Below are 3,462 nucleotides of genomic sequence, written 5' to 3' on the forward strand. Positions count from 1 at the left end.
CCCCCTCTACGCCCTGACACGCCCTCAACCGATCACCACCCCACCAACGTGACAACGCCGGATCTGGTGGTGTGGGCGACCGAAGCACCGGAAGATCGCTCCGGCCGGGCCGTGCTCTTGGAGCTGCTTCATGCCGGTGGTCACCATGGGGAGCTTGCCGTCGTACATGTGGAAGCCGTCGTGGGCGGCGCTCTGCCAGTGCTGGCGGATCAGCTCAGCCAGCTGCGCGATAACAGTGCCTAGGTTACGGGGGCCGACGCGGTTGAAGAACAGCAGCAGCGGGTGGGGTTGGTCGCCGTGGTGGCCGTCGGGCACCACCGACGGGTACGCCGCATCGGCCACTTGACGCCGTTGGCGTCCTGCGTCGCGGCGGAGTCTCCGCACGGCGCTGACACGGCAGGTGTACCCGACGTGCTCCCTCCTCAGCGCCTTTTGCCGAGCGTCGGCAGCACTCTTTGGCGCTCGCACAGCACGCCCGCTGCGGGGTGCTCCAAGATGGGGCTCCAGTGTCGTTACGGAGGGGGATCAGGTGCCTGGCCTTGGGTGGGAAGACTGGACAGCCGCGAGACTGGACCCGAACCGCCTGCCGGCCGACTGGGGCTGGAAGGTCACACGCCCTTGCGGCCGCGGTTTCGACGACGACCCGGTTGACTACGCCGCCTCCCTGCGCGACCGCCGCAGCGTCCTCATCGAGGAAACACCTGGCGTGCCGCTGCGGCGCCGCAAGCAGCCATGGCACCGCGCGGCACCGCATGCATCAGGTTCCTCTTACCTGCCGTTCACGCTCGAGATTCCGTTCGGGCTGTGGATCTTCAGTCTCGTCCCGAACGACGACGAGGAGCGCTCCGGACGGACCTGGAGTCAGAAGATATGGTTTCGGGTACCGGCCTGGTGGGTGCTGGGGCCTCAAGGGCGCACAGCAGCCGCGTTACTCGCCCGGCTGGAGAAGCTGACGTGGGACGAAGTCCTCACCCTGCGCCGCTCCTACAACAAGGCGTGGCCGACCGATCGCGAAGACCCCGCCTGGTGTGAGGCGCAGGACCTCGCCAGGACCGCCGACCGAGCCACGCTGAAGAACGCACTGATCAAGCACACCGAAGCAGCACTGGACCGAGCAGCCCGCATCCACAGCAAGCGCGTACGGAACTTCTCAAACGAACAAAAAGCCGCGTGCTTCGCCGCCACGGCCCTCGCCATCGAAGACCTCTCCCCCAACCTCGCCCGCCGCCTCCTCGGCCCCCTCCACCTCCCACTCGGCGACGTCCACACCTACCCCGTCCCCTCATGGGTCGACAGCCTGTAGCCCGAGGCGAACTTACGGACGCGCGTCCCGGTCCGGCTCCCAGACGGGTCAGCACCGTTCACCAGCCAGCGTCCTATGTCATACCTCTGGTCTACAGTCTTTGCCGGTAGCCGTGCAGCTCGTTCGTAACTGCCGGTCGGCAACGCGCGCTGCCTGAGAGTTGCCACCGATCGCTTCATGGAGTGCACTTGCGCAGACCCGGTTCGCCGAAGGCCGCGGAGGAACCAGAGCTGATGAATGCGTGGCTGGCTGAGCTCAACGAGGGACTGGACCCAACTCGCCTGACCATCGGCAGCGCGAAGTACGCGCACCTTCGCTGCCGGGGCTGCGGAGTGCCGTACCGGGTGCAGATCCGGCACTTCATGGCGGGGCACACCTGCCAGAAATGCGGCATTGCCCGACAGGTGCTTTCCTCCCGTCGGCCCGCCAGGGGGCGGTCGATTGCCGAGCTGAGGCCGGACTTGGCTGCGGAATGGGACAGTGAGCGCAATGAGGTCTCGGCGGCCGAGGTCGCCGCCCAGTCCAATGCGCCGGCTCGCTGGTGGCGCTGCCCTGCGGATGACCGTCATCGCTATGACATGCCGCCGAGCGAGCGCTGGCGCGGCAGTGGATGTCCGTACTGTTCGGGACACCGGGCCGGGTGTGGCAACGACCTGGCTACTGTTCATCCGGCGTTGGCAGCCGAATGGGTCACCGCCCCCGGTCGGCCAGGCCTCACACCCTCAGATGTCACTCCGTTCTCCAAAATCCGGGTCTCCTGGCGCTGCCTCCATGACGATCGACATCAATGGACGGAGATGGTCTCCCAGCGGACAAGCCGCCCCTCTTGTCCCTTTTGTAGTGGCTCGCGGATTGATGCCACGAACAACCTCGCCGTGCGGCGCCCCGATTTGGCGGCGGAGTGGCATCCAGAACTCAATGGCTCGTTGCGCCCGGAAGTTGTCGGCCCGACCTCCCGCCGCAAGGCCCACTGGAAGTGCGGCACGTGTGGTCACGTGTGGGCGGCCGTCATAGTGGAGCGCACCGGAAGCGGCAGCCGGGCCGGGACGGGGTGCCCCCCGTGCTCGTTGGGTCGGCGCGGTCAAACCCGGCGTCGGCCGCCTGCGGGGCAGTCACTCGCCGACCTCGCTCCCGATCTCGCAAGGGAATGGCACCCCACCCGCAACGCCCCTCTCACACCCGCCGACGTCCGGCCCGGTACTCCGAGGCCGAAGCGCTGGTGGATGTGTGCTGCCGGGCACGAATGGCTTGCCACGGTCGCCTCCCGGGTGGCCCAGGGCCGCGGCTGTGGATTCTGTGCGGGGCAACGAGCAACGCCAGAACGCAATCTCGCCGTTGTAGATCCGGAGATAGCCGCCACCTGGCACCCCAGGCTTAACGGTGCACTGCGCCCCATCGGTGTCCTGCCTGCGTCTGGGAGAACAGTGCACTGGCTGTGCCAGAACGGCCACACGTGGAAGCAGCAGGTCAGCAACCGCGTGAGATCCAGGCAGTGCGGCGAGTGCGCCGGTCGGCGAGTAACACAGACCAATAACCTCGCCGTCGCGCACCCCGATCTCGCGGTTGAATGGGACAGGGTCGCCAACTGGCCTCTACTGCCTCATCAGGTGCTGCCGGGTAGCAACATGACCGTGACCTGGCGCTGTTCTCGCGGTCACACCTGGGAGGCCGTCGTCGGTAACCGCACCCGAGCAGGTTCGGGATGCCCCCGCTGCCAGATGTCAGCCACCTCAGTGCTCGAAATCCGTCTGTATGCCGAGCTCGCCTTCGTGCTGTCACGGTGTGGCTTCACCACCGAGCACGACGTCCGCTTGACCGACCCGAAGATCCCCGCGCGCTACCGATCAGTCGACATGTTGTTCGTCGACGAAGGCGGAGGCATTGTCATCGAGTTCGACGGAGCCTACTGGCATGCCGCCGGACGCAGCCCCGCTGACCGGGACAAGACCGATGCGCTGCTGAACGCCGACTACGGTGTGCTGCGTGTTCGGGAAGCGCCGCTGGAGTGTCTCGGTCCCGAAGAACTCCCCGTCTCCAAGAACCAGCAGCCTCACCTGACCGCCGGTGCTGTACTGAAGCGCATGATTAAGACGTCATCTCATTTGGTGAGTCTGCGGTAGCAGATGAGGGTGCAGGCGATGCTCGTGAAGGCTAGGAAG

The 3,462-nt window shown here is 66.5% G+C and carries 3 protein-coding genes and 1 pseudogene; 3 read left to right on the top strand and 1 reads right to left on the bottom strand.

Going from position 1 to position 3,462, the window contains the following annotated elements:
* Window positions 1-24: 24 nt before the first annotated feature.
* The gene (locus CCN42_RS37280; protein WP_086741714.1) at window positions 25-342 is read right to left on the bottom strand and encodes a hypothetical protein; all 318 of its coding nucleotides are present in this window, start codon (window positions 340-342) and stop codon (window positions 25-27) included.
* A gap of 187 nt (window positions 343-529) precedes the next feature.
* Here CCN42_RS37280 and CCN42_RS37285 point away from each other — a divergent pair, with 187 nt between their 5' ends.
* From CCN42_RS37285 to CCN42_RS45215, 3 genes and pseudogenes are all read left to right on the top strand, one after another.
* Window positions 530-1,303 carry a hypothetical protein gene (locus CCN42_RS37285; RefSeq protein WP_245877638.1) on the top strand — a complete coding sequence of 258 codons (774 nt, stop codon included), beginning with the start codon at window positions 530-532 and terminating at the stop codon, window positions 1,301-1,303.
* A 233-nt stretch (window positions 1,304-1,536) separates the two neighbouring features.
* Window positions 1,537-3,012: pseudogene (locus CCN42_RS46340) on the top strand (zinc-ribbon domain-containing protein); the annotation flags it as partial.
* A 9-nt stretch (window positions 3,013-3,021) separates the two neighbouring features.
* Window positions 3,022-3,423, top strand: a complete 402-nt coding sequence (locus CCN42_RS45215) for a hypothetical protein (RefSeq protein ID WP_245877639.1) — start codon at window positions 3,022-3,024, stop codon at window positions 3,421-3,423.
* Window positions 3,424-3,462 lie beyond the last annotated feature (39 nt).

The organism is Streptomyces glaucescens (assembly GCF_002154375.1).
In the GTDB taxonomy this organism is placed as follows: Bacteria; Actinomycetota; Actinomycetes; order Streptomycetales; family Streptomycetaceae; genus Streptomyces; species Streptomyces glaucescens.